This is a genomic window from Enterobacter sp. DC4, from assembly GCF_000568095.1.
Lineage (GTDB): Bacteria > Pseudomonadota > Gammaproteobacteria > Enterobacterales > Enterobacteriaceae > Enterobacter > Enterobacter pseudoroggenkampii.
In genome coordinates, this window is the sequence record NZ_AZUB01000002.1 from 65,796 (window position 1) to 91,567 (window position 25,772).

At 56.2% G+C, this 25,772-nt stretch carries 21 protein-coding genes; 11 read left to right on the forward strand and 10 right to left on the reverse strand.

Translation table 11 applies throughout. The features are described from left to right. Positions 1–95: 95 nt before the first annotated feature. A complete protein-coding gene (locus P349_RS18055) occupies positions 96–1,307 on the forward strand; it encodes an MFS transporter (RefSeq protein ID WP_032646407.1) in 1,212 nt (403 codons plus the stop codon). Here the strand turns inward: P349_RS18055 and mtfA are convergent. Beyond that, positions 1,304–2,101 carry a DgsA anti-repressor MtfA gene (mtfA, locus tag P349_RS18050; protein ID WP_032646406.1) on the reverse strand — a complete coding sequence of 266 codons (798 nt, stop codon included), beginning with the start codon at positions 2,099–2,101 and terminating at the stop codon, positions 1,304–1,306. The genes P349_RS18055 and mtfA overlap by 4 nt on opposite strands. Before the next feature lie 334 nt (positions 2,102–2,435). On the opposite strand from mtfA, the gene P349_RS18045 reads away from it, so the two are divergent. After that, the gene (locus P349_RS18045; RefSeq protein ID WP_032664070.1) at positions 2,436–3,335 is read left to right on the forward strand and encodes a LysR family transcriptional regulator; all 900 of its coding nucleotides are present in this window, start codon (positions 2,436–2,438) and stop codon (positions 3,333–3,335) included. Here the strand turns inward: P349_RS18045 and P349_RS18040 are convergent. The 4 genes from P349_RS18040 to P349_RS18025 all read right to left on the reverse strand — a co-directional run bounded on the left by P349_RS18040 (position 3,310) and on the right by P349_RS18025 (position 8,903). Further along, entirely contained in the window at positions 3,310–4,098 is a 789-nt protein-coding gene (locus tag P349_RS18040; RefSeq protein ID WP_032646402.1) for a substrate-binding domain-containing protein, read from the reverse strand. The two genes, P349_RS18045 and P349_RS18040, sit on opposite strands and share 26 nt — an antisense overlap. Then, positions 4,095–5,408, reverse strand: coding sequence for an MFS transporter (locus P349_RS18035; RefSeq protein ID WP_032646401.1), 1,314 nt, complete (start codon positions 5,406–5,408; stop codon positions 4,095–4,097). The genes P349_RS18040 and P349_RS18035 overlap by 4 nt, the downstream gene beginning before the upstream one ends. A 281-nt stretch (positions 5,409–5,689) precedes the next feature. Next, a complete protein-coding gene (gene fumA, locus P349_RS18030) occupies positions 5,690–7,339 on the reverse strand; it encodes a class I fumarate hydratase FumA (RefSeq protein ID WP_032646400.1) in 1,650 nt (549 codons plus the stop codon). A gap of 55 nt (positions 7,340–7,394) precedes the next feature. Beyond that, positions 7,395–8,903 (reverse strand): anion permease, encoded by a 1,509-nt coding sequence (locus P349_RS18025; RefSeq protein WP_073961501.1) that lies wholly within the window; start codon positions 8,901–8,903, stop codon positions 7,395–7,397. Positions 8,904–9,511: 608 nt separating this feature from the next. On the opposite strand from P349_RS18025, the gene P349_RS18020 reads away from it, so the two are divergent. Next, on the forward strand, positions 9,512–12,292 hold the full coding sequence (locus P349_RS18020; RefSeq protein WP_032646397.1) for a flavocytochrome c: 2,781 nt from the start codon (positions 9,512–9,514) through the stop codon (positions 12,290–12,292). Between the two features lie 94 nt (positions 12,293–12,386). Continuing rightward, the gene (locus P349_RS18015; RefSeq protein WP_032646396.1) at positions 12,387–13,349 is read left to right on the forward strand and encodes an FAD:protein FMN transferase; all 963 of its coding nucleotides are present in this window, start codon (positions 12,387–12,389) and stop codon (positions 13,347–13,349) included. Here P349_RS18015 and dcuR read toward each other — a convergent pair. Further along, positions 13,330–14,049: a two-component system response regulator DcuR gene (gene dcuR / locus P349_RS18010; protein ID WP_024909745.1), complete on the reverse strand. Its 720-nt coding sequence runs from the start codon at positions 14,047–14,049 to the stop codon at positions 13,330–13,332. The genes P349_RS18015 and dcuR overlap by 20 nt on opposite strands. Beyond that, a complete protein-coding gene (locus P349_RS18005) occupies positions 14,046–15,662 on the reverse strand; it encodes a sensor histidine kinase (protein WP_032646394.1) in 1,617 nt (538 codons plus the stop codon). Before P349_RS18005 ends, dcuR begins: the two co-directional genes overlap by 4 nt. Before the next feature lie 164 nt (positions 15,663–15,826). Between P349_RS18005 and P349_RS18000 the strand changes: the two genes are divergently transcribed. Beyond that, positions 15,827–16,690 (forward strand): N-acetylmuramic acid 6-phosphate etherase, encoded by an 864-nt coding sequence (locus P349_RS18000; protein WP_032646392.1) that lies wholly within the window; start codon positions 15,827–15,829, stop codon positions 16,688–16,690. A 55-nt stretch (positions 16,691–16,745) separates the two neighbouring features. Here P349_RS18000 and ompC read toward each other — a convergent pair whose 3' ends face one another. After that, a complete protein-coding gene (ompC, locus tag P349_RS17995; RefSeq protein ID WP_032646391.1) occupies positions 16,746–17,909 on the reverse strand; it encodes a porin OmpC in 1,164 nt (387 codons plus the stop codon). Positions 17,910–18,193: 284 nt separating this feature from the next. On the opposite strand from ompC, the gene P349_RS17990 reads away from it, so the two are divergent. The 3 genes from P349_RS17990 to P349_RS17980 all read left to right on the forward strand — a co-directional run bounded on the left by P349_RS17990 (position 18,194) and on the right by P349_RS17980 (position 20,844). Continuing rightward, the gene (locus P349_RS17990) at positions 18,194–18,895 is read left to right on the forward strand and encodes a phosphohydrolase (protein ID WP_032646390.1); all 702 of its coding nucleotides are present in this window, start codon (positions 18,194–18,196) and stop codon (positions 18,893–18,895) included. Between the two features lie 61 nt (positions 18,896–18,956). Then, positions 18,957–20,372, forward strand: a complete 1,416-nt coding sequence (locus tag P349_RS17985; RefSeq protein WP_032646389.1) for a DNA cytosine methyltransferase — start codon at positions 18,957–18,959, stop codon at positions 20,370–20,372. Further along, entirely contained in the window at positions 20,353–20,844 is a 492-nt protein-coding gene (locus P349_RS17980; protein WP_032646388.1) for a very short patch repair endonuclease, read from the forward strand. The genes P349_RS17985 and P349_RS17980 overlap by 20 nt, the downstream gene beginning before the upstream one ends. Here the strand turns inward: P349_RS17980 and yedA are convergent. Beyond that, a complete protein-coding gene (gene yedA / locus P349_RS17975) occupies positions 20,816–21,730 on the reverse strand; it encodes a drug/metabolite exporter YedA (protein ID WP_032646387.1) in 915 nt (304 codons plus the stop codon). The genes P349_RS17980 and yedA overlap by 29 nt on opposite strands. Positions 21,731–21,908: 178 nt before the next feature. On the opposite strand from yedA, the gene P349_RS17970 reads away from it, so the two are divergent. The 3 genes from P349_RS17970 (at position 21,909) to dgcQ (ending at position 24,843) form a co-directional block, all read left to right on the forward strand. Continuing rightward, on the forward strand, positions 21,909–22,820 hold the full coding sequence (locus P349_RS17970; RefSeq protein ID WP_032646386.1) for a DUF808 domain-containing protein: 912 nt from the start codon (positions 21,909–21,911) through the stop codon (positions 22,818–22,820). Between the two features lie 78 nt (positions 22,821–22,898). Next, entirely contained in the window at positions 22,899–23,081 is a 183-nt protein-coding gene (locus P349_RS17965) for a YodC family protein (RefSeq protein WP_023618677.1), read from the forward strand. Between the two features lie 73 nt (positions 23,082–23,154). Then, a complete protein-coding gene (gene dgcQ, locus P349_RS17960) occupies positions 23,155–24,843 on the forward strand; it encodes a cellulose biosynthesis regulator diguanylate cyclase DgcQ (protein ID WP_032646385.1) in 1,689 nt (562 codons plus the stop codon). Here the strand turns inward: dgcQ and P349_RS17955 are convergent. After that, positions 24,840–25,640 carry a mannosyl-3-phosphoglycerate phosphatase-related protein gene (locus P349_RS17955; RefSeq protein ID WP_032646384.1) on the reverse strand — a complete coding sequence of 267 codons (801 nt, stop codon included), beginning with the start codon at positions 25,638–25,640 and terminating at the stop codon, positions 24,840–24,842. The genes dgcQ and P349_RS17955 overlap by 4 nt on opposite strands. Between the last annotated feature and the right edge of the window lie 132 nt (positions 25,641–25,772).

Here is a 25,772-nt window from a genome sequence, read left to right on the forward strand (position 1 = left end):
ATTCATTCTGTTTACAGTCGCAACCATTTTTGCAATATTTGTTTTCATAAACTTCATAATTTCCACACATTTATTGACACTATGTTCACATTCTCATGCGCACTGACTCTGAAATATTGACCGAAAACGTCACCTCAAAAGCTAACTGGCCCCTGGCGCTATCTGCGGGTTTACTGGGCATCGGGCAAAACGGTTTGCTGGTGATGCTCCCGCAGCTGGTCACCCTGACCGGGCTGTCACTCTCGGTCTGGGCCGGGCTGTTGATGTTTGGATCCATGCTCTTTTTACCGGCATCACCCTGGTGGGGGCGTCAGAGCGAGCGGCGGGGGTGTAAGTCCGTCATGCTGGCCTCACTAAGCGGCTATCTGGCCAGTTTTGTCGTGATGGCGCTGGTGGTCTGGGCGATGGCGGCCGGAAGGCTGGATACGGTCTGGGGGCTGGCGGGGCTTATTTTCTCGCGCCTGCTCTACGGACTGACGGTCTCGGGGCTGGTGCCTGCGGCCCAGACGTGGGCGATTCAGCGTGCGGTGCTGGAGAAAAGAATGGCGGCGCTGGCGACGATAAGCTCCGGCCTCAGCTGCGGACGTTTGCTCGGCCCACCGCTGGCGGCGCTGATGCTCAGCGTTAATCCGGTGGCGCCGCTCTGGCTGATGGCGGTTGCGCCGCTTATCGCTCTGCTGCTGGTGCTTCGCGAAGTCGCTGACCCGCCGCTGCCGCCGGTAGCCCACCAGGCAACCCGCCTGCAGGTCTCCATGCTACCGTTCCTGCTGCTGGCGCTGCTGCTGGCGGCGCTGGTGAGCCTGATGCAGATTGGCCTGTCACCGCATCTTAGCCCGTTGCTGGACGGTAACGCCCGGGAGATCAGCCATCATGTCGCGCTCCTGCTGAGCCTGGCCGCGCTGGCCACGCTCGCGGCACAGTTTCTGGTGGTACGCCCGCAGCATTTCAGCCCGGTGACATTGCTCTGCATCGCGGCGGTGTTAATGGTGGCAGGGCTTGGGCTGATGTCTGTCGCCGGTTTAGCGTTGTTCTACGTAGGGATTGTTATCACGTCACTCGGGGCGGCGATGGCCACGCCGGGCTACCAGCTGCTGCTGAACGACAGGCTGACCACCGGGAAAGGGGCGGGCGTCATCGCCACCAGCCACACGTTAGGCTACGGCGTCAGCGCACTGCTGGTGCCGGTCGTGACGCGCTTTTACGGGGAGCAGGCTTTAACGGTGGCCGCATGGGGAATGGCGGTGCTGTTTTTAGCCCTGAGCATAGGGGTACGGTCAACCGAGCGTCCCCCTGCTGAAAAACCTTAATGGATCTGGCGGGAGGCATGGCCGCCAGACTCCTCATGTTGCCGCAGACGCTGCAGGGGATCCTGCTGATAAAACTGGCAGAAACGCTGCCACAGCGCCGGGAAACGGGGCGCGAAAAGCTCGGGCGCGCTGAAGAAATACTCCGAGAGCACCGCGAAGCATTCGGCCGGGTCGGTTGCCGCATAGGCGTCAATGCTGGCCGCGCTTTCGCCGACCAGGTCTATTTCATCCTGGATGTTATCCATCGCCGCATGCAGGTCGTGCTCCCAGCCCGCCACCTCGCGAAGCGGGATCAGCGGGACGCCGCTGGCGCGATCGCCGTTGCGGGTATCCAGCTTGTGCGCCACCTCATGGATAACCAGATTAAAACCGGAGGCGTCGAACGAGTCCTGAATGTCGAGCCAGTTGAGGATTATCGGCCCTTGCTGCCAGCTTTGTCCGGACTGCACCACGCGCTGGTTGTGCACCAGCCCGATATCGTCCTGCCATTCGTCATCCACCACGAACGGTGCGGGATAGATAAGCACTTCGTGGAAACCGTCCAGCCACTCAATGCCGAGCTCAAGCACCGGCAGACAGAAAAGCAGGGCGATGCGGGCGTTTTTCAGGGGATCGAGTTCGAAACCCTGCAGTGGAACCAGGCGTTTTTGCTGTAAAAAACGATCCGCCAGCTGAACCAGTTTCGATTGTTCATCCGGTTTAAGATTAGCCAGAACAGGGATCGTCAGTGCGTCATCCCATGGCAGCGCCATATCCCGGCCAGCCTCATTCGTTTTCCAGGGCCACTTTATCATCGCTTTGCTCGCAAACTCGTCACTTGAACAAAAATGGGAAAGTCAGGTTCGGTTAAGATGCCAGAAAATCGCTCACTGCGACAATTCCAGCCTGAATAAACTATCATTCGTACGTAGCGGTGGGTAGCGGTTTGCGGGCATCACCTTCATTTTGTGAAGTCTGTCGTAGCCTTGTCTGTAGTCTCAGTGAATTCACCGACAAAGAGAAACCATCGTTACCTTGACTACAACGAACACTAATCTGAATTTCAACACCTCACCGGTTGCGGCTGGTCAATAAGACGCTATTATTTTTGACTTTGTTGCGTATTCCCTGACAGGACATCCAGACGCTATGCCCGTGAATTTTGACCTTAACGATCTTTATGCTTTCAGAGCGTTAGTGGAATACGGTAACTTCCGTGTCGCCGCTGAATCTATCTGTTTATCCCAGTCGGCGCTGAGCCGCAGGATTGAAAAGCTGGAAGCCGCGCTGGGAAACAGGCTGTTCGATCGCACCACCCGCCGCGTGGCGCTGACGCTCTACGGACAAAACTTTGCCGAGCGCTCCGCGCAGCTGCTCGACAGCGTTGAGTCAATGCTGGCGGATGTCGATAAGGCCAGCGAAGAGCGGACGGGGCTGATCACGGTTGCCACGGTTCCTTCCGCGGCCTGTTACTTTATGCCTGACGTGATCCGGCGTTTTCAGTCTCGCTATCCGCGCGTTCGCATTAAGCTCATCGACAGCAGCGCGGGCAATGTGATTGACGCCGTGGCCCGCAGCCAGGCGGATTTTGGTATCTGCTTTGCAGGAAACCTGCCGTCTGAAATCGAATTTTTCCCGCTGGTGGAGGATGTCTACGTCGCGGCGTGCAGAAAGGATCATCCGCTGGCGCAGAAGAGTCACCTGACGTGGAAGGCGTTTTACCAGCAGGATTATATCTCCCTCGATAAAACGTCAGGTAACCGTAACCTGCTCGATCGGATGCTGGGGGATATTGTTCCCGAGCGGCCCAGCGTCTGCGAAACACGCCACGTCACCACAATGCTCGGTATGGTAGAGGCGGGGATCGGCATCGCTGCCGTCCCCGCCATGTCGATGCCGACCTCAGAGCACACGCTGCTGACGCATCTGCCGCTGGTGGCGCCAGAAGTGAAACGCACCGTGGGGCTTATCCGGCGCCGGGGGCGCATCCAGTCTTACATTGCGGCTGAACTGGAAAAGCAGATCACCGAGCAGTATCGCCGGACGTAACGGGGATCATCCCCGTCTCCGTAATGACGGCCCTTGAAGGCGGTGAGGCGAGATAGGTCAACAGCGCTTTCCCCTCCGCAGAATGTTCTGCATGGCGGGTGACCGCACCCGCGAAGCGCGTGATGTACTGTAGATTGTCAGGGATTTTCCCGACAAAGGTGACGCCCTGAACCGGCAGCAGCTCGCTGACCTGCTGGAAGCCCACGGCGTATTTTCCTTTCGCCACTTCTGAGGCAACCGGAATACGCTCGACCTTTGTCGCTTTACCGGCCACCTCTTTTTCTATTCCCAGCTTTTTGAACAACGCCTGGCTGACATACCTGCCGCTGGCGCTGTCAGAGTAGGCGATGGAGCTCGCCTGCAGCAGCGTTTCACCCAGTTTCGCATCGCTGCTGATATCCGGTACTTTCGCTCCTTTTTTTACCACCATGCCAACGGGAGAATCCGCGAGTTCCGTTCGCGAACCCGGCTGGGTCTGGCTGGCCTTTTCGAGCTTCTCCAGCGCATCGCCCACCATAATCACCACGTCGGCCTTCTCGCCGCGCGCCAGTCGGTTTGGGATCGCCTGCGGCGTATTGCCCATTGAGGGGCCAGGGATGATCACAATTTTATCCCCGGTCCGGTGTTCATATTCCGGGGCCAGCTTTTCAAGGGCGGCTTTAAAACCCCCTGAGATCATCACCTTCACGTCCTGGGCAAAGGCATTGACGCTCAGGAACGTCAGCACCAGCGCGCTGGCGGTATAGCGATAAGTGCGTTTCATACTGCCCCCTCTGACTTGACGGTGTTTTGCAGCGATACCGCGCGGCGGCGGTAGAGGTAGAGCGTCGCCAGCAGGGCACATATCGCGGCGAAGCTCATCCAGTAGCCCGGCGAGGCTTTGTCGCCGGTGTATTCAATCAGCGCGGTGGACATCACCGGGGTAAAGCCGCCAAAGACCGCCGTTGCGAGGCTGTAAGCCAGCGAGAACCCCGCCACGCGCACTTCAGCCGGCATAATCTCCGTCAGGGCCGGGATCATCGCGCCGTTATAGAGGCCGTAGAGGAAGGAGAGCCACAGCAGGACGCTTAGCATCATCGAGAAGCTGGGCGCGTTCGCCAGCAGCGTCAGGGCCGGGTAGCTGGTCGCCAGCGCCAGCAGAGTCATGGCAATCAGCACCGGCTTGCGCCCGAAACGATCCGACAGGGCACCGCCCACCGGCAGCCAGATAAAGTTAGAGATCGCCACCAGCAGCGTGACCAGCAGGCTGTCCGAGGCGCTCAGCATCAGCACCTTTTTGCCAAAGGTGGGGGCGTAGACGGTGATTAGGTAGAACGCGGTAGTGGTCATCGCTACCATCAGCATGCCCGCGACCACCACCTGCCAGTTGCCAAGCAGCGTTTTAAAGACCTGACGCATCTCCAGATGATGGCGGCGCGCGCTGAACTCTTCCGTCTCCTCCAGCTTGCGGCGCAGGAAAAAGATAAACGGCACAATTAAACAGCCGAACAGGAACGGGATGCGCCAGCCCCATTCGCGAATAGCGCTCTCCTCCATCAGGGCATTTAGGGCAAAGCCCATCGCCGCGGCGACCATAATGGCGACCTGCTGGCTACCGGACTGCCAGCTGGTGTAAAAGCCCTTGCGGCCCGGCGTGGCGATTTCAGCCAGATAAACTGAGACGCCTCCAAGCTCGGCACCGGCGGAAAAACCCTGCAGCAGACGCCCCGTCAACACCAGCAGCGGCGCCCACAGGCCGATGCTTTGATAAGAGGGGATAAGCACAATCAGGAATGTCCCCGCCGCCATGATGGACAGCGTGACAATCAGCCCCTTTCTGCGCCCCACCTTGTCGATATACGCGCCAAGCACGATTGCACCGATCGGACGCATTAAAAAGCCCGCGCCGAAGACGGCGAAGGTCATCATCAGCGACGCAAATTCACTGCTCGCCGGGAAGAACGTGTGGGCGATGTAGGTGGCATAGAAGCCGAACAGAAAGAAATCGAACTGCTCAAGAAAGTTGCCGGACGTCACGCGAAGTATCGCGCCCGCCTTCGAACGTACGGTTGCAGGTGAGGTTGAGGAAAACATGGTTATCTCCAGTTTATTGTTGACGTTTTACGCGTCTGTTTCTGAAAACTGGATCAGGATGAGGAAATAGATAAGCGCAAATGCCGCATCGGCTGATGCATTTTTTGCATGAATATTATTCGCCGGAAAAATACAATTAATGGCAACAATAACTTAACAACTAATTGATTTTTAATTCACCTAATGTAGCTAAGTGGCTGATATCTCGGTTTTGTGACATAACGCAGACGCAGAGTAACCAGTTACCGCCGGGCAGCGTTGCGCCGCCCGGCATCTCTTACTCAGCGCTGTGAACAGCCTTTACACTGCTGGTTCTGGATCTGCTGGAAGAAATCGTTGCCTTTGTCATCCACCAGGATAAACGCCGGGAAGTTCTCCACTTCGATCTTCCAGATGGCTTCCATTCCCAGCTCCGGATACGCGACGCATTCCAGGCTCTTAATGCTGTTTTGCGCCAGCACCGCCGCCGGGCCGCCAATGCTGCCCAGGTAGAAGCCGCCGTGCTTATGGCAGGCGTCGGTTACCTGCTGGCTGCGGTTGCCTTTCGCCAGCATGATCATGCTCGCGCCGTGGGACTGCAGTAAGTCCACATACGAGTCCATACGTCCCGCCGTGGTCGGGCCGAGTGAGCCAGACGCGTAGCCTTCCGGCGTTTTGGCCGGGCCTGCGTAGTAGATCGGATGATCTTTGACATACTGCGGCAGTTCCTCACCGTTATCCAGCAGCTCTTTCAGCTTCGCGTGGGCGATGTCGCGCGCCACGATGATGGTACCGTTCAGCGACAGGCGGGTAGAGACCGGGTGAGCGGAGAGCTGCGTCAGGATCTCATTCATCGGTTTGTCCAGATTGATGCTCACCACGTCGCCTTCACCCTGCTGGCGGAGTGATTCAGGAATGTACTGGCCCGGGTTGTGCTCCAGTTTTTCAATCCAGATCCCGTCGCGGTTGATTTTCGCTTTGATGTTGCGATCTGCGGAACAAGAGACGCCCATGCCGATAGGACAGGAGGCCCCGTGGCGCGGCAGGCGGATCACGCGGATATCGTGGGCGAAGTATTTACCGCCAAACTGCGCGCCGAGGCCGAGGTTCTGCGCTTCCTGGAGCAGCTCCTGTTCGAGCTGAACGTCGCGGAATGCCTGGCCGTGTTCGTTACCTTCGGTTGGCAGCGCGTCGTAGTAGCGCGTGGAGGCCAGCTTCACGGTTTTCAACGTGCTTTCCGCTGACGTACCGCCAATCACAAACGCGATATGGTAAGGCGGGCAGGCCGCAGTTCCCAGAGTGCGCATCTTCTCAACCAGATAGTTTTTCAGCTTTGCCGGGGTGATCAGCGCTTTGGTTTCCTGGTACAGATAGGTTTTGTTGGCAGAACCGCCGCCTTTTGCCATGCACAGGAATTTGTATTCGTCCCCGTCCACGCTGTAGAGATCAATCTGCGCCGGCAGGTTGGTGCCGGTATTCACCTCTTTATACATGTCCAGCGCCGCATTCTGCGAGTAGCGCAGGTTATCTTCAATGTAGGTGTTATACACGCCCTGGCTCAGGGCCGCTTCGTCACCGCCGCCGGTCCAGACGCGCTGGCCTTTTTTACCCATGATGATAGCGGTGCCGGTATCCTGGCAGGTCGGCAGCACGCCTTTGGCCGCGATTTCGGAGTTGCGCAGGAACTGCAGGGCAACGTACTTGTCGTTCTGGCTGGCTTCCGGGTCGTTGAGGATGGCGGCAACCTGCTTCTGGTGGGAAGGACGCAGCATAAATGCGGCGTCGTGGAAGGCCTGCTGCGCCAGCAGGGTCAGCGCTTCCGGCTCCACTTTCAGGATCTCCTGGCCTTCGAACTCGGCAACGGAGACGTGCTCTTTGGTCAGCAGGTAGTATTCGGTGTCGTCATGGGAAAGAGGGAAGGGGTTCTGGTAGATAAACGGTTTGTTTGACATAGCGTATTGCTCCACAAAAATAAAACCGCCGGAGGAGAAGTCCGGCGGTCAGGAATCAGAACATCATGGACATCCACGGATAGCCAATCAGCAGCAGGGCCGCCAGGAAGATGGCACCGAAGATGGTGCCGAGGCGCCAGTAGTCTTTGGTTGGCAGGTAGCCGCTACCATAGTAAATCGGGCTTGGGCCAGTACCGTACGGGGTGATGATCCCCATCACGCCCAGCGAGGTCACCATCAGCAGAACAAACACTTCCATATTCATGCCCGGAATGGTGGAGGCGATGGTCAGCATCGCTGGCAGCAGCGCCGTGGTGTGCGCGGTGGTGCTGGCAAACAGGTAGTGCAGCAGGTAGAACGCCAGCAGCAGGACGATGGTCGCCACGCCCGGAGAGATACCGCTCATCAACAGACCGCCTTCTTTGCCTAACCAGCTGATAAAGCCGGTAGAGGAGAGGCCATCCGCCAGCGCAACCAGGGTCGCGAACCAGACGAAGGTGTTCCATGCGGCTTTGTTACCGGTGATATCGTTCCACTCCAGCACGCCGGTCCACAGCATCAGGCCCACGATGAGCAGGGCAGCCATAGCGGGTTCAATCCACGCAGCGGCGAAGATCCACATCAGCAGCGCGCAGCACACGAACACCAGCAGCAGGATTTCATTGCGGGACAGTTTGCCCAGTTTTTCCAGCTCACGGGTCGCCCACAGCGGCACTTCGTTGTTCACCTTCACTTCTGGTGGGTAGAACCAGTAGGCCAGCAGCGGCATGGCCAGAATCAGCAGGATACCCAGCGGCAGGAAGGCGAGGAACCAGGTGCCCCAGGAGATGTCGATACCAACCGTACTTTTCACCAGCGCCAGGGCCAGCAGGTTCGGCGCGAGGGCGGAGAGGAACATTGAACTGGTGATACAGGCCGCGGTGATCGCCACCCACATCAGGTAAGAACCAATCTTACGCGCGCTTGGGTCGTTCGGTTTTGAACCGTACAGCGGCGGCAGGTTAGCGATAATCGGGTAGATGGTCCCGCCGCTGCGCGCGGTGTTGGATGGGGTGAACGGTGCCAGCAGCAGGTCAGCAAACGTAATCGCGTAACCGAGCGTCAGGCTGCGACGGCCAAGGTATTTCACCAGAATCAGCGCCAGACGGCGGCCGAAGCGGGTTTTGTCATAGCCTGCGGCGAACATAAAGGCACCGAAAATCAGCCAGACGGTAGAGTTACCAAACCCGCTCACCGCCCACTTAAAGGAGGCGCCTGCCAGCTTGAATTTCGGGTCAGCCAGCTGCTCAGGGCTGAACAGCACCCACTGGCTGCACAGGGCAATGGCGACCACGCCGGTCAGACCGATCACCGCACCCGGCAGGGGTTCGAAGATCAAACCGACGATCACGCCGACGAAGATGGCGAAGTAGTGCCATGCGTAAGGAGGCAGTCCTTCTGGTACCGGAACAAACAGCAGCAGTACGGCGACGACGATGGGTAACGCCATCATCAGCAATCGTTTTGCGTTTCCATTTGATGCCTGGTTCGCCACAGGGGGCGTTACAGCAGTTTTTGTATTCATAGTTTCACGTCTTAAGTTGTCAAAAATTCGGCTGCACTGAAAAACAAAATCACTTTCTTAAGTTTCTTTGCTTTTTTTAGTTATTAAAGATGCTGTTTTGTATTTTCAGTAATAGCAATTTAACGCTTTTATTGAGGCGCTAAATTAAAAAATGATGATGTTTTTATATTGCGCTTTTGGATGCCATAACTATTGATCGGGATCAAAAAAACAGAATTGCAGCGTTATTTTTATGCTTTTATTAATAACCACTCAGGCGTATGTGGGTATTACGTATTTTATGAGTAAATTTTATCATTCTTGTAACATGTTTACCTTTTGTTATTTTTCATTGTATTGATTTTAAACGGTTTTTATGTGTTATGGTGAAATGGTTTTACCATTAACCATTTAACGAATTTTAAATTATTGTGAATGACTGAATTACATTCGCTAACACCAATGTGTTATTTGTGTTATTGCAGGGATTAAATAGTTTTTTAACTAACGTAATAACTTTAGAAGCTAAAAAAATCATTATATTAATATCATGACATCGGCAAATAACGACGAACTAAAAAACCAATCCGATAACGAATTCTTAATTTTTAAAGTTTGGAGTTTCTATTATGAGCACTAACGAACGCATTCTTAGCCCCTTCACATTACCGAATGGTACTGAACTGAAAAACCGTTTGTTAATGGCCCCTATGACCACCTGTACCGGCTATTACGACGGCACCGTTACCAGTGAACTGGTGGAGTACTATCGTGCCCGTTCCGGCAGTATCGGCACCATTATTGTGGAGTGCTGCTTCGTCGACGATCTCGGCCTCGCCTTCCCGGGCGCAATCGGTATTGATAATGACGAGAAAATTGCCGGGCTGGCGAAAATCGCAGAGGCCATTAAGTCCAAAGGCTCCAAGGCTCTGCTGCAGATCTACCACGGCGGCCGCATGGTTGACCCGAAACTGATTGGTGGCCGTACCCCGGTTGGCCCGAGCGCCGTAGCTGCGCCGCGTGAAGGTGCCGCTACGCCAGTAGCTATGACCGCTGAAGAAGTTGAAGGCATGATCGGCAAGTTTGGTGAGGCCGTGCGCCGCGCCATCCAGGCCGGTTTCGACGGCGTGGAAATCCACGGGGCGAATACCTATCTGATTCAGCAGTTCTATTCGCCAAACTCTAACCAGCGCGATGACGAGTGGGGCGGCAGCCGCGATAACCGCGCGAAGTTCCCGCTGGCGGTGCTGGATATCACCCATAAGATGGTGCGTCAGTACGCTGACGACGCGTTTATTATTGGCTACCGCTTCTCCCCTGAAGAGATGGAAATCCCGGGCATCCGCTTTGACGACACCATGTACCTGCTGGAGAAACTGGCGGCGCGCGGCGTGGACTACCTGCACTTCTCCGTCGGCGCGACCCTGCGACCTTCCATTGTCGACACCCAGGACCCGACGCCGCTTATCGAAAAATACTGCGCGATGCGTTCTGAAACGCTGGCGCAGGTTCCGGTCATGGGCGTGGGCGGTGTGGTAAATGCTTCAGACGTGAATGAAGCGCTTGACCACGGTTACGACCTGATTGCCGTGGGCCGCGCCACCATCGCTTATCCTGACTGGACAGACCGCATCGCGGCTGGCGAAAGCCTTGAGCTGTTTATGGACAGCACCAAACGCGAGGCGTTGAGCATTCCTGAACCGCTGTGGCGCTTCTCGCTGGTAGAAGCGATGATCCGCGACATGAGCATGGGCGAATCCAAATTCAAACCGGGTACCTTTGCTGAGAAAGTGCAGGATGACGCTAACGAACTGGTGATTAACGTCAGCCTGGAAACCGACCGCATTGCGGACATCGAGCTGGCCTCTGGCCCGAGTGAAGACGTTGAGTTTGTGACCAGCTTTGAAGAGATCCGCACCCGCATTCTGGATGCCAATACCCCGCACGTGGATGCCATCACCGGCGCAACCAGCCAGAGTGAAGCGGTGAAGAAAGCGGTCTCTAAAGCGATGCTGAAATCCAGCAAAGCGCTGGCAGCGGAAGAGGGCGTTGACCCGAACGAAACCCGCAGCGTGGACGTGGTGGTTGTCGGTAGCGGCGGCGCCGGTCTGGCGGCGGCGATTCAGGCGCACGACGAAGGCGCGAGCGTGCTGATTGTTGAGAAAATGCCAACCATCGGCGGGAATACCATTAAAGCCTCTGCCGGTATGAATGCCGCCGAAACCCGCTTCCAGCGCGTGAAGGGCATTCAGGACAGCAAAGAGCTGTTCTACCAGGAAAGCCTGAAAGGCGGCGGCAACAAGAACAACCCTGAACTGCTGCGTCGCTTTGTCGAGAACGCGCCACAGGCGATTGAGTGGCTGGCAACGCGCGGCATTATGCTGAACGACATCACCACCACCGGCGGGATGAGCATCGACCGTACTCACCGTCCAAAAGACGGTTCTGCGGTGGGCGGTTACCTGATTAGCGGCCTGGTGCGTAACGTGAACAAACGCAACATCGAGGTGATGCTGGATACCTCCGTCAGCGACATTATCTTCGAGAACGGCGAAGTGACCGGCGTACGTCTGACCACCGAAGAGAACGAAACCGTCACCGTGGCAACCAAAAGCGTGATTGTCGCTACCGGTGGTTTCAGCGCCAACAGCCAGATGGTTGTGAAATACCGTCCGGATCTGGAAGGGTTCGTCACCACCAACCACAAAGGGGCTACCGGCGGCGGCATCGCTCTGCTGGAGCGTATCGGGGCGGGCACTGTGGATATGGGCGAAATCCAAATTCACCCAACCGTCGAGCAGAAAACCTCGTACCTGATTTCCGAATCCATTCGCGGCGGTGGGGCGATTCTGGTCAATCAGAAAGGGGAACGCTTCTACAACGAAATGTCGACCCGCGATAAAGTCTCGGCGTCAATCATCGCGCTGCCGGAGAAATACGCTTACATCGTCTTTGACGAGCACGTACGCGCCAAAAACAAAGCCGCGGATGAGTACATTGCCAAAGGCTTCGTGACCAGCGCCAGCTCGCCGAAAGCCCTGGCAGAAGCGCTCGGCATGGACTACCACGCTTTCCTCGCGACCCTGGAACGTTACAACGGTTTCGTTGAGAAACAGCACGATGACGATTTTGGTCGTACCACCGCGCTGCGTGCACCGATCAACGAAGGGCCGTTCTACGCCATTCAGATTGCGCCGGGCGTGCACCACACCATGGGCGGCGTGACCATCAACATCGAAACCTGCGTGCTGGACAGCAACCACAACGTGCTGCCAGGGGCGTTTGCGGCCGGTGAAGTGGTCGGCGGGATCCACGGCGGTAACCGTATCGGCGGTAACGCGGTGGCAGATATCATTATTTTTGGTACCCTTGCAGGACATCAGGCGGCTCTGCGTTCGAAAAAGAGGTAAGGCACCTGCTATGTAGGCCGGATGCGCGCAGCGCTATCCGGCATTTTCCCCGGCGGCGCGGTGCTTGCCGGGGCTACATCTGAGGACTCATACCATGCCTGATAGCCATCGCGTTTACAGCTACTCCGCCGTCCTGATGGGCTCACCCATCCTCCTGAAGCTCTTCTCCCATGACGAAGCCCTCGCGTCCAGCGTGTTTCGCCTGATCAAACAGTACGAAGACCTGCTAACCGTTAACCGCGCGCACTCGCAGGTGATGGACATCAATCACGCGGCCGGCCAGCATTCGGTTACCGTCAGCCGACCGGTGTTTGAGCTGATCCGCTGTGCAAAAGCGGCAAGCCTGCTCAAGGACAGCGCCTTTAATCTGGCGATCGGTCCGCTGGTGAAGCGCTGGAAGATTGGTTTTCAGGGGGACAGCGTTCCGCCTGCCGATGAAATCGCGTCGCTGCTGGCGATGACCCGCCCAGAGGATGTTCTCCTTGATGAGGCCAGCAGCAGCGTGTTTCTGACCCGGGTGGGGATGGAGATCGATCTGGGGGCCATCGCCAAAGGCTATATCGCCGACAGGGTGCGTGATTACCTTCGTAAAGAGGGGGCTGAGCTGGGGCTGATCAACCTTGGCGGAAACATCCAGACGTTAGGCTCGCCAGAAGGCGGCTGGGGCGTAGGGCTGAAAAAACCGTTCGCCGGTGACGCGCTGATCGGCACGATGACCGTAGAGAACCTGTCCGTCGTGACGTCGGGAACGTACGAGCGCTACTTCGAACAAAACGGCAAGCGCTATCACCACATTCTCGATCCGCGCACCGGGTATCCGCTGGACAACGAACTGGACAGCGTGACGATTATTTCGAAAGACTCCATCGACGGCGATATCTGGACCACGCTGATGTACGGCATGGGCGTGGAGAAGGGCTGTGCCGCCCTGCGCGCGCGCCCCGATATTGAAGCAATCTTTGTGACCAAAACAAAAGAAGTGGTGATCTCCTCGATGCACCACTTCCGCTTTACTCTGCTGGATAACGACTACCGCGTTACTGACAGTATTGCTTGAGCAGGCCGGTTTGCTCCGGCTGGAGACGGTAGCGATACACCGGCCGGCCGGTGGCACCGTAATGAATGCTGGTGAACAGAATATTGATTTGCGCGAGCCAAATCAGGTATTTACGGCAGGACACGCGGGAAATATTGACGGCGTTTGCCAGGTCATCGGTAGAAAACTCCGTCTCCGGATGAGCGTCAATCCACTGGCAAATCGTGCGCAGCGTTTGCGGCGTTAACCCCTTCGGCAGCTTTTTACTGTCGGCCAGTTCCGGCGCCCCGCCGTGGATCAGCCGGTCGACGTCGGCCTGCTCATAATACTGGTGCGAACCCATCAGATTGTGCTTTGCCTTCCAGCCGTTCAGCGCCTCTTCAAAGCGGGGGAACTGGAACGGCTTGATCAGATAATCCACCACGCCGTAATGAATGGAGGTCTGGATCGTGGCGGCGTCGGCAGCGGACGAGATCATAATCACATCGATTGGGCGACCGGATGCGCGAATAACGGGCAGCAGATCCAGACCGTTATCCTGCTGCATATAGACATCCAGCAGCACCAGATCGACAGGCTGGCTGGGGTTATTAATGATGGCCTCGGCCTGGTTTAGCGTGGAGGCGACGCCGCAGCAGCTAAAACCTTCAACACGGTTGACATACAGACGGTTGAGGTCGGCTACCATGGCGTCATCATCGACAATTAATACATTTATCACGCGATATTCCTCTCGCTATCCCAGGGGATGTGAACAAAAAATTGGGTAAATACGCCTGGCTCAGACTCGACGCTGATATCGCCGCCGAGGTTCTGGATTTGCTGGCGAGCAAGGAACAGCCCAACGCCGCGGTTTTCACCTTTAGTTGAGAAGCCCTTGGTAAAAATAGACTCCAGCTGAGCGGGATCAATGCCAGGGCCATCGTCGCTGACTTCACAGCTTAGCCAGCCATTCTGATAATGCAGCAGCAGGCCGATCTCACCTTCCTGCTGTCCTTCCATCGCGTCAAGCGCGTTTTCAATGAGGTTACCCAGCGCGGTGATCAGCACCGCGACCTGTTCTTCACTCGCGGTATCCGGTATCTGGCATTCATCTGCCAGCGTCAGGGTGACGCCCGCTTCTTTCGCCCGGTTGATTTTACCCAGCAGGAACCCGGCGATAACCGGGGATTTTACCTTGCTCTGTATCGTACCGATATCCGTCTGGTAATTTTGTGCCGTCTGAATGATGTACTCTTCCAGCTTGTCGTAGCGCTTCATGTGCAGCAGGCCCAGAATCACATGCAGTTTATTCATAAACTCGTGCGTATGGCTGCGCAGGGCGTCGACGTAATTGACCATGCCATCAATACGCTGCATCAGCTGGCTGATTTCCGTTTTATCACGGAAGGTGGTGATGGCGCCGATCACCCGATCCTGACTTTTAACGGGCACCATATTGCACAGCAACAGACGCCCGTTACAGCTGATCTCCTGATCCTGGCGCGCGACGCCCGTCTTTGAGACTTCACGCAGGCTGGCCAGCAGGGGCGCGCTGGCGTTTTCGGTCTGCTTGCCGGAGGGGAGAAGCAATATTTCTCTGGCGGTCTGGTTGATCATCGTCACCCGTCCGTGAATATCGACGGCCAGCACCCCCTCCCGAAGCGACTGCAGCATTGCCTGACGCTGTTCGAACAGGGCGGAAATTTCGTAAGGTTCGAGTCCGAACAGGATGCGTTTCAATACCCGCACCAGGCCCCAAATTGCCATAGAGCTCATAAAAATACTGAATAAAATGGTCCAGACGGCGTTTAGCCGCCCGCGGGCAATCTGCTCTTCAACCTTATTCAGGGAGATACCGACCACCACTACGCCGATCTGCTCGTGCTGGCCGTCGTAGACGGGTGTAAAAACGCGCAGCGCTTCGGCGAGCGCGCCCCGGTTAACCGATACGTTCTCTTTGCCTTCCAGCGCGGGGGTTAAATCATCGCCGATAAAATGCAGCCCCAGCAGCGCCTCGTTCGGGTGTGAATAGCGGATCCCGCGCATATCGGTGACCACGGTGAACAGCAGATCGTTTCGCTTCGTCACCGCCTGGGCGATAGGCTGAATAATATTCTCCTGCGGTGCCTGCATCAGGCCGCGCTGTATCTCGGGGCTGTCGGCGAGGGTGCGGGCAATGCCGAGCGCGGTGTCTTTAACATCATCGCGGGTCGCCCGGGTGATTTGAACGGAGTAGAGCGCAAAGACCACCAGCAGCACAGAGGCAATAATCGCGCACACCATCAACGTGACCAGCGTGTTCAGTTTCATGGGGCGCTTGCGCGTCGAAAGGAAAGGCTGCAAATCGCTCATCAACACTCCGCGAGGATTAAGAAAGGGGTAATTATCGCCGATGACGCGCTTTTCTTAAAGCCATGTAAAGGCGTGGATTTGGTCCTCTTTTCGTGACCCTCCTCGCAGGTCATCTATATAAAACACTTTATAGTGTGTGGGTACTCATAATAAGGAGGCTGTTTATGAGCATTATGCTTACCGGTTCGGTCAAGGAAAGACGGCACGCCAGCACGATGAATATTGATAGATTGTCCACGCTGGACATGCTGAAAGTCATTCACCAGGATGATGCACTCATTTCTGCTGCGATTACCCCCTGTTTACCTACTCTCGCCCGCGTGGTGGACAACGCCGCTGCGACGCTCAGCCACGGCGGTCGACTGGTCATCGTTGGCGCTGGGCCGTCAGGGCGCATTGCGCAACAGGTTGCCGATGATTATGCGCCGGGCAAAACTCCGGTGGTGGCCGTTACGGCACAAGAAGGGGAAGGGAGCTACGAGCGCGGCGTTGCCGATTTGCAGGCCATCAAGTTTGGTGAACACGATATGATGCTGGCCGTGACCGTCAGCGGAAAAACGCCGTGGGTCTGGGGGGCAATGCGCCATGCGTGGTCGCTGGGTTCACCGGTCGCCATTATTACCGGTGATGCGCAAAGTGAAGCTGCACAGCTGGCGAGCATGGTTATCGCGCCGGAGCTGGGGGCCGACGTCGTCGCAGGCTATCTCAGCACCAAAGCGGGGATTGCGCAGAAAATGATCCTCTCGATGATCGCTACCGGGCTGGCCGTTCGAACCGGACGGGTTTACAGCAACTTGCGGGTGGATCTTGAGGCAGGCACAACCAAATGGGCTGAACGACAAATCGCGATTGTGATGGAAGCGGGGGGATGCAGCCGGACGGAGGCAAAAGCCGCGCTGGAGAGCTGTAACCATCACTGTAAAACGGCGGTATTAATGGTGCTGACAGGGCTGGATGCGTGGAAAGCCCATGAACTGCTGGCGCAGAATAACGGGTTTATCCGCGTGGCGCTGCAGGAAGCGCCGTAATATAAAGTGAAGATATAAAAAAGGCCGCAATTGCGGCCTTTGGTATTTTTGGAGATTAGAACTGGTAGGTCATGCCTACGCCAACGATGTCATCGGTGGAAATACCATTGGCTTCGTAGAAGCTATCATCGTTGTCCAGCATGTTGATTTTGTAGTCAACATAGGTAGAGAAATTCTTGTTAAAGCTGTAGGTCATACCCAGGTCGATATAGTTAACCAGGTCCATGTCGCCATGTTGACCCTGAGGGTTGCTGGCGTTGCCTGGATAAGTCATGTCCTTGCCCCTGGAGTAAACCCATGCCAGGGATGGACGCAGGCCGAAGTCGAACTGGTACTGTGCTACCGCTTCGAAGTTCTGAGTCTGATCTGCAATACCATTATCACCGTATGGCGTCATGTTGCGGGTTTCAGCATACATCATCGCCAGGTAGACGTTATTGGCGTCATATTTCGCACCAATGGTCCATGCTTCTGCTGTTTTACCGCTGGCAAAGCGCGCATTATTCACCCCCGCAGCTTCTTGTGCGTTAGTACGGTCAGAAGACGAGTACGCAGCACCCAGGCTCAGGCCGGAGAGATCGCCAGAGAAGTCATAAGAGGTAGACATGCCGAAGCCGTCGCCGTTCTGGAAGCGTACGTCTTTATGACCGTTTTTAGTACCTTCCTGATCTTCTGAAGGATCCTGAAATTCATTCGCGCCCTGATACTGCAGCGCGAAATTCAGACCCTCAACCAGGCCGAAGAAATCCTGGTTACGGTAAGTTGCCAGACCGTTCGCACGACCGTTCATAAAGTTATCGGTCCAGGTGTAAGAGTCACCGCCAAATACAGGCAGCATATCGGTCCAGGCTTCTACGTCATACACGACGCCGTAATTACGACCATAATCAAATGAACCGTATTCGCCATATTTCAGGCCAGCGTATGCCAGACGGTTAAATGATTTGTCACCCGCGCCTTCGGTATCGTTAGCGTAGGTTTTGTATTCCCACTGGCCGTAACCGATCAGGTCGTTAGCGATCTGGGTTTCGCCTTTAAAGCCAATCTGCACATAGGTTTCGTCACCGTCGTCGCCAGCGTGGTCAGAGAAGGTGTGACGCGCATCGACTTTGCCGTACAGGTCAACTTTGTTGCCGTTTTTGTTGTACATCTCAGCCGCATTTGCTGCGCCTGCCATTAATAACGCGGGTACCAGAATTGCCAGAACTTTTCTTTTCATTATATATTCCCTTAAAAGATAATTTATATGAATATATGTAATTACTCTCCGTAATTACAGGATCGATACTATTCCAGAAGATGTCATTTAGTTTCAAAAATAAATGTAATTAAATTCGATGAAATATTTCTAAATATTTCCATTAATCTCTTTATTTTTCCAGTGAATTAATTCATTGAATTTATATGATGTAATTATTATTAAGTATTTCGGAATTCTATTTTTAAATTGTTTTAATTCAGCTATTTTATATTTCATTCTCATTGAAACAACAGGACATGACGATGGAACTTGCCCGGTGGCAGCACAGATTTGAGCGCTGGCTCGAGGAAAACCACAGCACCGACGATACCGCACATGATATTTCACATTTTCGACGGGTCTGGATGACGGCGCAAAAAATCATGGTTCACCATACGGTGGAGCCGCTGGTGATCCTGACCGCATGCTATTTTCACGATATTGTCAGCCTGCCGAAAAACCATCCCGAACGCAGCCGGTCATCAGAGCTGGCAGCACGCAAGACGGGTGACATTCTGCGCCGCGACTTCCCGGACTTTCCGCCAGAGCACGCTGCCGCCGTTGCGCACGCGGTTGAGGCACACAGCTTCAGCGCCGGGATTGCGCCGCAGAGTATGGAAGCCAAAATTGTGCAGGATGCTGACCGGCTGGAAGCGTTAGGCGCTATCGGCCTGGCGCGCGTCTTTGCCATCTCGGGCGCGCTGGGCGTGCCGCTTTTTGACGCCGACGATCCCTTTGCCGATGCGCGTCCCCTCGACGACCGTGCGTTTGCCCTCGACCATTTTCAGACCAAGCTGCTGAGATTGCCTGATACAATGCAAACGGAAATGGGCCGCGAACTGGCACGTCACAATGCCGATTTCCTGATCCAGTTTATGGCGAAACTCAGCGCCGAATTACACGGCGATTGCATCGGGCTGGATAGCCAGGTGTTGAACCGCTTCCGTCGCAGTTTGCGCAACTGAACTGTGGTAATCTGTTCCCAGTCTTTATTCTCCGGTTAAAAGAATGCAGGAAAATCGATCAGTGACAGAGCCCGCGCCCGCGCAGGCTGAGAAATCAACGGCAACGGTGCAGGCCTTACTGCGCCAGCTGTTGGATATCTATGATGCTAAAACGCTGGCCAGTCTGCTGGTGGCGCACGGCGAGAGCCACTGGAGCCCGGCGATCCTTAAACGTCTGCTGACCAGCGAGCGAGCAGGGCGTCGCCTGAGTGAAGGCGAGTTTCGTTATCTGCAAAACCTGCTTCCGCGTCCTTCTGCCGCGCACCCGAACTATGCCTTCCGGTTTATCGATCTGTTTGCCGGTATCGGCGGCATCCGACACGGTTTTGAAGCTATCGGCGGACAGTGCGTGTTTACCAGCGAGTGGAACAAACACGCCGTGCGGACCTACAAGGCCAACTGGTACTGCGATCCGCACGAGCATCATTTCAACGCGGATATCCGCGATGTCACCCTGAGCCATAAAAGCGGCGTGAGCGATGAACAGGCCGCTGAACACATCCGTCAGACGATCCCGGCGCATGATGTGCTGCTGGCCGGCTTCCCGTGTCAGCCTTTCTCGCTGGCCGGTGTCTCTAAAAAGAATGCCCTTGGACGCGCCCACGGTTTCGCCTGTGATACCCAGGGAACGCTGTTTTTTGACGTGGCGCGCATTATTGACGCCCGTCGTCCGGCCATTTTTGTACTGGAAAACGTCAAAAACTTAAAAAGCCACGACGGCGGGAAAACCTTCCGCATTATCATGCAAACGCTGGATGAGCTGGGCTATGACGTAGCCGATTCACAGAACATGGGCGCGGACGATCCCAAAATCATTGATGGGAAACATTTCCTGCCCCAGCATCGCGAACGTATCGTGCTGGTGGGTTTCCGCCGCGATCTCAATCTCAAGGGGGATTTCACCCTGCGGGATATCCCGTCTTTGTATCCCGAGCGGCGTCCTACCGTGGCCGACCTGCTGGAACCCGTCGTCGACGCGAAATTTATCCTCACCCCGGTGCTGTGGAAATACCTCTACCGCTATGCCAAGAAACATCAGGCAAAGGGTAACGGCTTCGGTTTTGGGATGGTAAACCCGAACGATCCGCACAGCGTGACCCGCACGCTGTCTGCTCGCTACTACAAAGACGGCGCGGAAATCCTGATCGACAGAGGGTGGGACAAGGCGCTGGGTGAAAAAGATTTTGACGATCCGCAAAATCAGCGTCACCGTCCGCGACGCTTAACGCCGCGGGAATGCGCCCGGCTGATGGGATTTGAGACCCCGCAGGGTTATCGCTTCCGCATTCCGGTCTCGGATACCCAGGCGTACCGCCAGTTTGGTAATTCGGTGGTGGTTCCCGCGTTTGCCGCTGTGGCCAAACTGCTGGCCTCGCGCATCAGACAGGCGGTGGCGCTCCGTCAGGGTGAGGCCGTCAATGACGGATGTTCACGATAAGGCGACGCGCAGCAAAAACATGCGTGCCATCGGCACGCGTGACACCGCCATCGAAAAGCGCCTGGCCGGGCTGCTGACGCAGGCGGGGTTTGATTTCCGCGTGCAGGATCCCTCGCTTGCGGGTCGCCCCGATTTCGTCATCGACGCCTGGCAGTGCATCATCTTTACCCACGGCTGTTTCTGGCACCATCATGACTGCTATCTGTTTAAAGTCCCGGCGACGCGCACCGATTTCTGGCTGGATAAGATTGGCAAGAACGTCGAGCGCGACAAGCGGGATCTGACCACGCTGCTGGCGCAGGGCTGGCGGGTGCTGATCGTCTGGGAGTGTGCGCTGAGAGGCAGATTAAAGCTGAACGATGCCGATCTGAGCGAACGGCTGGAAGAGTGGATCTGCGGCGGCGGCCAGACCGCGCAGATCGACACGCAGGGCATTCACCTGCTTACGGTTTCTCCACCTCGCAAGGGGTGACGACCGGTTTTGCCGGAAGCAGATATTTGCCCAGCGTGACCAGCACGACGGCAAACACGATGATCCCAAGAGCAATCCATTCCACAGGTGAGAGCGTTTCTCCCCCCAGTCCCGTCCCGAGCAGTACGGCCACGACCGGGTTGACGTAGGCGTAGCTGGTGGCGACAGCCGGGGAGACGTTGCGGATCAGGAACATATAGGCATTAATGGCGATGATAGAGCCAAACAGCGCCAGATACCCTACCGCGAGAAAGCCCGACAGGTCCGGCAGTGCGGTCAGCGTTTCTCCCGTCAGCGCGGAGGCTAGCAGCAGGACAATCCCCGCGGCGAGCATCTCTATCGCGCCTGCCATCATGCCGGTCGGCAGTTCGATACGCGAACCGTAGACGGAACCAAACGCCCAGCTCATCGAGCCAATCAGGATAATCACCGCGCCCCACGGATTCCCGCTCAGGTTACCGCCGCTGTTGAGCAGAACAATGCCGGCCAGGCCAATACCGATCCCCAGCCATTCCAGCTTGCGGGTGCGGATACCGAAAAGGCGGCTAAAGCAGAGGGTAAACAGCGGTACGGTGGCAACGACCACGGCGGCGATCCCGGACGGGACCTTCTGGTGCTCGGCAATCGTCACAAACCCGTTACCCACCGCCAGCAGCAGCAGGCCGATCAGGGCGGCGTTCAGCAGCGGGCGCAGCGGGGGGAGCTTGTGCCCGCGCAGGAGCAGGAAAGCCAGCAGCAGGATGCCCGCCGAGAGGAAGCGAATGCCCGCCATCATCAGCGGCGGCCAGCTTTCCACGCCGATGCGAATGACAAAGTAGGTTGAACCCCAGATGATGTACAGCGAAAAGAGTGCCCCGATGAGCGGTAGCAGTTGCCGGAAACGCATAATCCCTCACGACGAAATAAAAAGTTCGCTGATAGTAAACGCGAAAACTATCGCGCTGGCGAGCCCTTTAATTGTGTAGCGGATGTGAATTTTTTGTTGACGTCAGGTGCCTGTTTCCGGGTTGGCGCTTTTGCTCCATACTATTCACTTAATTACCAAAAAATGAAGGATTAAGATTTTGGCAGGAAGTAGCTTATTAACATTGCTGGATGATATTGCCACCTTACTGGATGACATTTCAGTGATGGGAAAACTGGCGGCGAAGAAAACCGCAGGCGTGCTGGGAGATGATTTATCGCTTAACGCCCAGCAGGTGAGTGGGGTGAGGGCAAACCGTGAACTGCCGGTGGTGTGGGGCGTAGCAAAAGGTTCCTTCCTGAATAAGGTGATTCTGGTGCCGCTGGCGCTGCTGATCAGCGCATTCATTCCCTGGGCCATCACGCCGTTACTGATGATTGGCGGGGCATTTCTCTGCTTCGAGGGCGTTGAGAAGGTTCTGCACTCCTTTAGCGCACGCAAGCAGAGCGATACGCCGGAGGTGCGCCAGCAGCGTCTTGAAGCGCTGGCCGCGCAGGATCCGAAAACCTTCGAGCGCGATAAGGTCAAAGGCGCCATTCGGACCGACTTTATCCTGTCCGCGGAGATTGTCGCCATTACGCTGGGCATCGTGTCCGACGCACCGCTCCTGAATCAGGTTCTTATCCTCTCCGGCATCGCCATTCTGGTCACCGTCGGCGTGTACGGCCTGGTGGGACTGATCGTGAAGCTGGATGATATCGGCTACTGGCTGGAAGAAAAGTCGAGCGCGGTAGCAAGAGGCATCGGCAAAAGCCTGCTGGTGCTGGCTCCGTGGCTGATGAAGAGTTTGTCGGTAGTGGGCACGCTGGCGATGTTCCTCGTTGGCGGCGGGATCGTGGTTCACGGCATTGCGCCGCTGCACCATGCTATCGAACATTTTTCCTCGACGCAGGGTGCCGTTGTCGCGGCGATTCTGCCCACGCTGCTGAATCTGGTGCTGGGCTTTATCATTGGCGCTATCGTGGTCGCGGCGGTGAAGCTGGTTGAAAAAATACGCGGCACGTCGCACTAATTGTTACCCGCTGTGGGATGCAAAAAGACCATTCCTCGTCTAAATTGAAACAGTTTCACCCTGATACAGGAGGCAGGTATGGTCTTTTTGGTCAGTGATGAAGTTAAGCCTAAGAAGGGCGGCCCACGTATGATTGTCACCGGGTATTCCAGCGGAATGGTGGAATGTCGGTGGCACGATGGCTATAGCATCAAGCGGGAAGCATTTCGTGAAGATGAGCTTCAGCCGGGGGACGGGCAGCACCAGCGGGACAAGGCTTAATCACATAACGCCCGGCTTTGCCGGGCGTTTTTATCTCACGTACCGGGTGTAAGGCCGTCATCATGGAGTGTGTGTGCAGCGCGATACTTTTGTTGTAAGACAATCATTTTTGCAATGGCTGCATAAGCGTAGCAATCCGGGGTTGATTGTTAATCTCTGTTTTCTGGTCGTTTTGGTGTTTTCCACGCTCCTGACCTGGCGTGAGGTGGTGGTCCTCGAAGAGGCGTATATCTCCAGCCAACGCAACCATCTGGATACGGTGGCCAGTTCGCTGGACAGGCAGTTACAGAACAGCGTGGACAGGATGCTGTTGTTTCGTCAGGGCATGCGTGATGCAATCCAGACGCCGCTGGCATTTGATGCATTACAGAACGCCGTGTCACGCTTTAACACCGTCCGCACGCTCCCCACCTGGCAGCTTGCCGTTGATAAAAAACGCACCCTTCCCATTAATGGCGTTTCGGACGCGTTCGTCGAAAAAACCACGCTTCTGAATCGTGACGCCGAGCGCCTCAGCCACGAAATTTCTGCCGCGCTCGAAGTGGGGTATCTGCTCAGGCTGGCGTCATCGAGAGCGCAAACGGAAGCGCGCGTGATCTACGTGTCCCGCGCCGGATTTTTCGTTTCCACGGATACACCTGACCAGGCGGGTGATATCACCTCCCGCTATTATCATCTGGTCACGCAGTCCTGGTTTACCCAGCAGTCGGAACGGAACAATCGCGCTCGCGCGGTGCGCTGGTTTATCTCTACCCCTTCATCCTGGACCAATGATGAACGTACGATCACCGCCAGCGTTCCCATCTATTTCGATCATTACTGGTATGGCGTCGTGGCGATGGATTTTACGTTGAGCACGATGCAGCGTCTGCTGGCCGATGCGACGGAAGATCGAACGGAGGGGGAGTATCAGCTGTACGATACCCGGCTCAATATGATTGCCACCTCAGCCCACGCGGAAAACGCGGTTAACCATTTTGACGAACGCGAAACGGCGCAGATTGCGCAGGCGATTGAGCACGCTACCGGCGGCGGGATCCGCCTCGGTAGCCGTTTCGTTAGCTGGGAGCGGCTCGATCACTTCGATGGCGTTGTCCTGCGGATCCACACCCTGCACGAAGGAGTGCAGGACGACTTCGGCAGCATCAGTATTGTTCTGGCGCTGCTGTGGGCGCTCTTTACCGCCATGCTGTTGATCTCGTGGCTGGTGATCCGTCGGATGGTGAGTAACATGTACACGCTTCAGCACTCGCTCCAGTGGCAGGCCTGGCATGATCCGCTTACCCGGCTGAATAACCGCGGCGCGCTGTTCGATCGCGCCAAATTGCTGGCGGAAACCTGTCGCCAGCAGTCGCTGCCGTTCTCGGTGATTCAGATCGATCTCGACCATTTTAAGAACATCAACGACCGTTTCGGCCATCAGGCCGGTGATAAGGTGCTATCGCATACAGCAGGACTGATTGCCAGCGCGCTACGCAAAAATGATGTGGCAGGGCGTGTAGGCGGGGAAGAGTTTTGCATCGTCCTGCCGGGGATTGGTCTGGAAGAGGCGAGAGGCGTCGCCGAGCGCATTCGCTGCCGGATCGACAGCAAGGAGATCCTGGTGAAGAAGAGCACAACCCTGCGCATCAGCGCATCGCTGGGGGTCAGCAGCGCGGATGAAGCGGGTAACTACGAGTTTGAACAGCTGCAGTCCGTGGCGGATGCCCGGCTGTACCAGGCCAAACAGTGCGGCCGTAATCGGGTCGTCTGGCGGGATTAGGACAGGAAGTGATCCAGTCCCTCCTGCCAGCCCGCGGGGCCGGGCTGCCGGGTGTGATAAACCCGCCCGGGGTTATCATCCCGTAGCGTGATGCCCTGGCGGTTAATACCCTTGATGACCACCGCGAAGTCAACGCTGTCGAGCAACGGTGCATCATTAGGGCCGTCACCGAGCCCCAGCGTGGTGGGTTCGATCTCTTCCTGCTCGCGGTACTGCGCAATCAGCCAGTTAACCGCCACGTCCTTACCGCAGCGGGCGTCCAGAATATGCCAGAAGCGCGCTCCCTGCAGGCATTTCAGACCGCTGTGCGCCAGCTGCTCTTCAAACTGAACCAGTTTCTCGTCGGTATCGCGCCAGATGAGCGTGACGGATGCTTCATGCTTGCGGGCAAGCGCCGAACGGTAGCGCGTCAGTCCGGTCCACTCGCTAATAACGCGATCGTCCACGTCGTCAAAGGTGGTGAACTTAAAGCCCGTCTGCAGGCGAATGTGCTCGACCCGCGGGCGAATATCCCGGTGCGTCATCCCCCTGATCTGGCGCTGTACTTTATCCCATCGCACGTCAGGCTGAATCACCGCGCCGTTCTCGGCAATAAACGGTAAGCCTTCCAGCCCCAGATCCTGCTGAATATCCAGCATCTCTGCCGCGGTCTTGCTGCTGCAGAGAATGACCGGTATCTGATTATCCAGTAGCCTGTCCAGCCAGGGCATTGCGGGCTGCCACTCATAGGTATGAATATCCAGCAACGAGCCATCCAGGTCAGAAAAAATCAGCAAGGTATCCCGCAGTGAAGGCATAGTGACTCCCGTGATAGCTGCGCTTCGCTCTAAGAAAATTCCTAAAAAATAACCGAAGTGTTAACAGGAGAAATGGGAACAGTCCCTGGCAAACCCGCATTCGGCGTATGTTATTGCTCATAACAAAAGCAT

Excerpts from the sequence above, each read along its gene's own strand:
- P349_RS17965 (WP_023618677.1), top strand. The coding sequence starts at position 22,899 with ATGGTCTTTTTGGTCAGTGATGAAGTTAAGCCTAAGAAGGGCGGCCCA.
- P349_RS18015 (WP_032646396.1), top strand. The coding sequence starts at position 12,387 with ATGCCTGATAGCCATCGCGTTTACAGCTACTCCGCCGTCCTGATGGGC.
- P349_RS17955 (WP_032646384.1), bottom strand. The coding sequence starts at position 25,640 with ATGCCTTCACTGCGGGATACCTTGCTGATTTTTTCTGACCTGGATGGC.
- fumA (WP_032646400.1), bottom strand. The coding sequence starts at position 7,339 with ATGTCAAACAAACCGTTTATCTACCAGAACCCCTTCCCTCTTTCCCAT.
- P349_RS18035 (WP_032646401.1), bottom strand. The coding sequence starts at position 5,408 with ATGTTTTCCTCAACCTCACCTGCAACCGTACGTTCGAAGGCGGGCGCG.
- yedA (WP_032646387.1), bottom strand. The coding sequence starts at position 21,730 with ATGCGTTTCCGGCAACTGCTACCGCTCATCGGGGCACTCTTTTCGCTG.
- P349_RS17980 (WP_032646388.1), top strand. The coding sequence starts at position 20,353 with ATGACGGATGTTCACGATAAGGCGACGCGCAGCAAAAACATGCGTGCC.
- P349_RS18000 (WP_032646392.1), top strand. The coding sequence starts at position 15,827 with ATGAGCATTATGCTTACCGGTTCGGTCAAGGAAAGACGGCACGCCAGC.
- P349_RS18040 (WP_032646402.1), bottom strand. The coding sequence starts at position 4,098 with ATGAAACGCACTTATCGCTATACCGCCAGCGCGCTGGTGCTGACGTTC.
- P349_RS18005 (WP_032646394.1), bottom strand. The coding sequence starts at position 15,662 with ATGAGCGATTTGCAGCCTTTCCTTTCGACGCGCAAGCGCCCCATGAAA.
- P349_RS18025 (WP_073961501.1), bottom strand. The coding sequence starts at position 8,903 with ATGAATACAAAAACTGCTGTAACGCCCCCTGTGGCGAACCAGGCATCA.
- ompC (WP_032646391.1), bottom strand. The coding sequence starts at position 17,909 with ATGAAAAGAAAAGTTCTGGCAATTCTGGTACCCGCGTTATTAATGGCA.
- P349_RS18020 (WP_032646397.1), top strand. The coding sequence starts at position 9,512 with ATGAGCACTAACGAACGCATTCTTAGCCCCTTCACATTACCGAATGGT.
- P349_RS18045 (WP_032664070.1), top strand. The coding sequence starts at position 2,436 with ATGCCCGTGAATTTTGACCTTAACGATCTTTATGCTTTCAGAGCGTTA.
- P349_RS18055 (WP_032646407.1), top strand. The coding sequence starts at position 96 with ATGCGCACTGACTCTGAAATATTGACCGAAAACGTCACCTCAAAAGCT.
- mtfA (WP_032646406.1), bottom strand. The coding sequence starts at position 2,101 with ATGATAAAGTGGCCCTGGAAAACGAATGAGGCTGGCCGGGATATGGCG.
- P349_RS17990 (WP_032646390.1), top strand. The coding sequence starts at position 18,194 with ATGGAACTTGCCCGGTGGCAGCACAGATTTGAGCGCTGGCTCGAGGAA.